This is a genomic window from Nostoc sp. CHAB 5715, from assembly GCF_020829685.1.
Lineage (GTDB): Bacteria > Cyanobacteriota > Cyanobacteriia > Cyanobacteriales > Nostocaceae > Nostoc.
The window spans coordinates 1-6522 of the sequence record NZ_JAIVFR010000377.1 but is presented as its reverse complement, the minus strand read 5'-3'; the positions used below and the strand labels follow the sequence as shown (position 1 = coordinate 6522).

The 6522-nt window shown below is 40.8% G+C and carries 2 protein-coding genes; both read right to left on the bottom strand.

The features are described from left to right. Positions 1 to 2065, bottom strand: a 2065-nt coding sequence (locus LC574_RS20530) for a caspase family protein (RefSeq protein ID WP_229455291.1), incomplete at its 3' end; no start/stop codon positions are given. Positions 2066 to 2116: 51 nt separating this feature from the next. Next, positions 2117 to 6522, bottom strand: a 4406-nt coding sequence (locus tag LC574_RS20525) for an AAA family ATPase (protein WP_229455285.1), incomplete at its 5' end; no start/stop codon positions are given.

Below are 6522 nucleotides of genomic sequence, written 5' to 3'. Positions count from 1 at the left end.
TCCCAGACTTAGCGATTAAAACTTGGAATGAATATTTGAATGATGGGCGCGTCAAGCTGGGGACAACTACGCTAAATGAATTAGAACCTTCAACAATTAAGCGGGCTTCAGAAAAACGTTTGATGACTGTTTGCACGCGATCGCTTTCTTCTTGATCAGGGTAAATTAGTTCAGACTTGGGAACCTGTCGCCTTGCTAAGTCGCCACCCTGCAATGAAATCATCCGCAGCATCACCTGACGCACTGTGTTTTCGTATGCGGGGTATGAAGCAACTAACTGATCGTATTCTTGGTTAGCACGTTTGGTTAGAGAACCAACTACTCTTCCCAACTCTTCGTAATCTTCCTTTTTTAGGGCGCGGTTGTCCCTTCGCTCCTCTAAATATTTCAGGTACAATTCGCTAAGAGTAAAAGAAAGCAAGGGTAAAGCACCTGGCATTTGTACGACTTCGTTAATTAATTCATCCACCAAACTAGGAGGGTCGAAATATACCACTTTTTCTAACGCTGGTTTCTCAATTACTTCCCGGAATTCATCTTGGGTCATTGGTGGGACGACAAATCGGGTATCATCATTCCAGAAGTCTTTGAGTATAGAGGTTTGAAACTGCCCTTCAAAGTCGAGCCGCACAGTGATAACTACATGGATGTTGTTGGGATATTTAGCGATCGCATTTTTAATCAATTTCTGAAATTGCTCTCGTTGTTCGTCACTTTTACACAGAGTTATCAACTCTTCAAACTGATCAACTGCCAGCAATAGCTTAATCTGGGGATTAATCTTGCTCCAACTTTCAATAATATTTGCTAAAGCTTGCTCGTCTTTTACCAATTCTGAAGCGGTAATTGTATTTGCAATTGGTAAACACACCTGTGCTAAAGCCTGCAAAGGACTTTCCCCTGGACGCATGGGATCTAAAATCTGAAACTTATGCTCCTGGGAATGACGCAGACGGTGTAATAATCCGGCTTTCATTAAGCTGGATTTACCCGTTCCAGATGCACCTAAAACTAATGTCAATGGCTGTTGGTTAGCAACTGCTTTTTGGTATAGCTTTTCAATCAGGTTCTCTCTACCAAAAAACAAGTTATTGTCTTTTTCGTCGTAGGATTGCAATCCTCGATAAGGATTATTTTCTCTTGTTAGTGGTGGTGCATCCTCCAATTTATCTCGGTCAAAGTTAGGTAACAGAAAGATGAATTCCCCTTTGTCATGTTTTCTGAGTGGACACAGACTTGGAGTTTGTCGCTTGTAGTGCTTTTCTGTGACAACTTCAACTTGATCTCGCAGATATGAATAAAGTTCAGTTGCTGTGATAATGCCATCATCATTCGAGTCAGCTTTTTTGTCAGTTCCGCGTAGGGCATCAAAAAGCGCTTTCGCAAAGGGAGAGTAAACCTCGTTCCCTTCTTTTATTACCCCGCGCACGCCCAAAGAATCCAAGGCTTTTTGATCGTCTGCTGCGGAAGTAATTACTTGCCAAGCTGCATCGCTGATAAAGCGATCGTAGCGTTCTTTATAGACTGTGATTTTGGGTTGAATCTCTCGCTTGAGGCTCGCCCAACGAAAAGCGCCTGCAAAACAGCAATCGAGAATTGCTAACATATGCCGACAAGGGAGTGCATTCAGGGCATCATGTAACTCCTGCATCGGCAAGTAGGTACTACTATCCCCTAATGTGGCATCTTGCGGAATCAAATAACCTACTGGCCCCTCTTGATTTTCTAGAGCTTCTAAAGCGATACCATGTCCAGCAAAATAGAAGAGGATGCGATCGCTCTCGCTAACTACCACTTTTTCATTGTCAAAAGGTATTTGTCCTTGTTTGAAGTCTTCAATCAGTTCTTTGAGTTTGCTAAGGGTAACACGTTGATTCAATAGCAACTGGACTTGATATTTATTTTGTGCTTGATATTGCTGTTTGAGATTCTGATGTTGCTTTTGGAGAATTTGAGCAAGTTTGTGAGCGTCAGGAACCGCTGTTTCTAACTTTCTAATACCATTTACATAGTCATTGATACCGATAATAACAGCAAAATTACGGTTGAACTTATGCTTAGACATTAATGCACCTCCTCTAATATCAATAACTGCGTATATCGCTTTTACTTCAACTTACTTATTGGGATTTGCAGGGGTTGATAGTACATTATCACAGAGATGGCGATCGCTATTTTTCTCATCAAGAGTTGCTAGATAGTTACGTGCTTGTTGGCAACCTTGCATGAGTAATTTATCTAATCCTGTATGCCACAATTTGACTGTGCCGTCCTGGTCAAGAATAGCCAGTGTGCTGCCATCAGCACTCAAACTTAGGCTTTTAATCGCGCCTGTTGGTGATTCTGCGTCTTTAAAAGTTTTATTTTCATATGCTTTAGAATACGTTTTAAAATTGTTAACTATCTGGTTAGCATAGATATCCCATAACATAACAGTCCCGTCTGGTTTACCAATTTCTTGTTGAGTTACAGCCATTAAATTCCCATTAATATCAAATGCAACTTTATCTGAGTATCCCTTTACGTTTAAATTGTTAAATTTTATAATACTATTCCTTGATGACAAATCCTCCAAATATACAATACCAGATGGACCTCCCCTGGTATCCGGTATATCTAGAGTGGCTCTTAGGAATTTACCATTACGACTAAATGTATATCCCATATTTAGCCATTCTATAGATTTTTCAGAAATTTGGGAATTGTTGGAAAAATCAACTATAGAATAAGCTAAATGTTTTTCGTGTTCAATAATTATAAATAATTGACCGTTAGGGTGAAAAATCATGTTCTTTAAATTACCTCGACGTAATTTAAATTTATTAGGATAAATAAGCTTTCCAGAAATATCAAAAACGGTAATTGTGTTGTCTTTTTTAGCACCAGCAAAGTGTTTTCCATCGGGAGCAAAAATAACGCTGGTGAAACTACCTTCAGTTGTTGGCAGTGGGGTTAAAGTTTGATGCGACACGTCCCACAAACTAGCAACACCCTGAGAGTCTGTGAGAGCTATCTGTTGACCATCAGGGCTAACACTGATACTTTCAATTTTTTTGTTTATAGGAAGTGAAGGTAAGCTTGACTGCCACTCTTGCGTATTCCACAAGTGGATAATACCATCTTCTCCAATAGTGATTAATCGTTTGCCATCACTGCTAAATCTAACATTTTGAACTGCACCTTCATGAGCCTTCCATTCAAGCAATTTTTGATTGCCATAACTGTCGTAAAAACTAATGTCGCCGTTTATTCCTCCAATAGCTAATTGGTTGGTATGGGGATTGAAATTAGCGGAGCAAGCTTCTTTGAAAGTTTTTGGTTCTTGCGTAGAATTAGCCAGACTGTAAGATAAGTTCCAAAAATTGATATAGCAAAGCTTGGATATGCCGGGACTTATTATTTTTGGGGTGGTAACCATTTTCTCGCTATCAAGGCTTAATATTACATCCTTTACTCCCTGTGGTGACAGATTTGCTTGTAGTACTTTTGAATTTTTCGCAGTTACATCTAACTTGCGATCCGATAAGTAGTCCCAAAAATGGATCTTGGGGAGTGATATATCGGGAATTTTGCTGCTGCTGTTGTTGCGGTCTTTGAAAAATTCTACTAGATGGTAGCCATCACTACTAAACATCATGTCTTCTACGGTAATGCCTTGAGTCTCTGAATACCCTGGTAATTTTTTTAACCCTTCTCGACTCTGCAAATTCCATAAGTAAGCACTGCGTTGCCTCTCCCATGAGTCAGCACCACGTTGCCTGGAAATAATTAAAGCTAAGCTCTTGCTATCGCGACTAAAACTGATGCTTTCAATTGAGCCGCCTTGAACGTTTAGTAACTCCTTACAATGCTTGCTTTCCAAACCACATAAGTGGATGGTTTCGTTTGGTCCTACGATCACCAGTTGGCTGCCATCGGGACTAAAACTGACACTTTTTCTAAAACCGATATTTTTGCCCAAAGCCAATTTTGTAACCTGTTGGCTTTTTGAGTCCCATAAGCTAATAATATCGTCCTGATGGCCGTCATTTGTTTTAACAACAGTGCTAACAGCAATCCATACCTTGTCATCTTGACCCAAAAATATATCGCGTACCTGACCTTGAGGTAGTCGCCAGCGATTGAGTTCTTTAACTTGATAAACCGCCTTTTGCAAGGTTACTAAAACTTGATTTTGCCACTCCTGATCTGGCTGGAATGGTCTACGCAGAAACAAGGACTTCAAGGACTTTCCTGCCCGTAAACTACTTATCAAAGTCTCTGATGTCAGTTGGTTTGCGCGAAACGCAGTTTCTGTGGAATTTTGATCAGCGCTTATTTTTTCTATTAATGCTTGTCGCTGACCAATTAGCGCCCAGAGCGTTAACCCGCTCAATCCCAGGATTACTCCTGTAACAGTCAGCCACAGCCTAAAAGCATTTTTACCTTTTTGCAGGATACTCCGCCGAACAAAATGATCTTCAATCCAGTTAAGCCAGCTATCATCGGCATCAAGGACTTGATTTAACTGATCGAGACGGGGATCATCATCCCAAAGATAAGCGATTGATTTTACACTTGAACCTCTAGAAATATTAATTTCTTCTTGCTTTCTGCGCTGCCAATTACGTCGCCAAGTTTGTATTTTTCCAATTGCCAAAGATTCTGCTTTTCCCCATGTTTTCACCAAAGAATTAGATTGTTTTTCCTGCTCTTTGATATTGTTCCATTCTTCAGCCGCAGGCGTTAGCCGCCGCTGCAAAATTAAATTTTCCTCTTCTTCTTTTTTCCACGTTAGTAACTTATCCCACCCCTGTACCAAAGCATCATGGGCTGGCTCTACATAAGATTGACCTTGGGAATTAGAACCTTCAACAATTAAACGGGCTTCAGAAAAACGTTTGATGACTATTTGCACGCGATCGCTTTCTTCTTGATCAGGGTAAATTAGTTCAAACTTGGGAACCTGTCGCCTTGCTAACTCACCGCCTTGCAATGAAATCATCCGCAACATCACCCGACGCACTGTGTTTTTATATGCGGGGTCTTTTACAACTAACTGATCGTATTCTTGGTTAGCACGCTTGGTTAGAGAACCAACTACTCTTCCTAACTCTTCATAATCTTTCTTCGTTAAGGCGCGGTTATCCCTCGTGCGATCGTCCAAATATTTCAGGTATAATTCACTGAGGGTGAAGGAAAGCAAAGGTAAAGCACCTGGCATTTGTACGACTTCATTGATTAAGTCGTCCACCAAGCTGGGAGGCTCAAAGTACACAACTTTCTCTGATGCAGGTTTCTCAATTGCTTCTCGCAACTCATCCTGAGTCATTGGTGGTACAACAAACCGAGCATCATTCCAAAAGTCTTTGAGTACAGAATTTTGGAACTGCGCTTCAAAGTCGAGTCGCAGGGTGACAATTACATCGATATGTTTGGAAGATTTGGCAATAGCATTTTTGATCAGTCTCAGAAATTGCTCTCGTTCCTCGTCACTCTTACATAAGGTTATCAACTCTTCAAACTGGTCAATTGGCAGTAATAATTGAGTTTTGGGATAAGCCTTACACCTGTTTGCAACAATAGTTGCTAAGGCATATTCATCTTTTGCTAGTTCTTCAGCAGTGATTGCAGTTGCAATTGATGAACACACTTGTGCTAATGCTTGCAAAGGAGTTTCCCCTGGTCGCATAAGTTGTAAAATCTGAAATTGATGCTCTTGGGAATGACGTAAGCGCGGTAACAAACCAGCTTTCATTAAGCTAGATTTTCCTGTTCCAGAAGCACCTAGTACTACTGTCAAAGCTTGCTGTTTGGAAACGACATGCTGATAAAGTTGTTTGATGAGATTTTCTCTACCAAAAAACAAGTTGCTATCTTTTTCGTCGTAAGATTCCAATCCTTGGTACGGATTATTTTCTGGAATTAGTGGTGGAGCATCTTCTAATTTATCTCGGTCAAACTTAGGTAATAAGAAGATGAATTCTCCTTTATCATGTTTTCTCAAGGGACACAAACCTGGAGTTTGTCTTTTGTAATGATTTTCTGTGAGAATTTCTACTTGATCCCTGAGATATGAGTAAAGTTCGGTTGCTGTGATGATACCATCTTTATTTAGGTCGGCACTTTCTTCTGTATCCCCACGTAGCGCATCAAAAAGAGCTTTGGCAAAGGGAGAGTGAACCTCGTTTCCATCGTGTACTTTTCCCCGCTGTCCAAGGGAATCCAGAGCTTTTTGGTCATCAGCAGCAGAAGTAATTACTTGCCAAGCTGCATCGCTGATAAAGCGATCGTAGCGTTCTTTATAGACTGTGATTTTGGGCAGAATCTCTCGCTTGAGGCTCGCCCATCGGAAAGCGCCTGCAAAACAGCAATCGAGAATTGCTAACATATGCCGACAAGAAAGTGCATTTAGAGCATCATGTAACTCCTGCATCGGCAAGTAGGTACTACTATCCCCTAATGTGGCATCTTGCGGAATCAAATAACCTACTGGCCCCTCTTGATTTTCTAGAGCTTCTAAAGCGATACCATGTCCAGCAA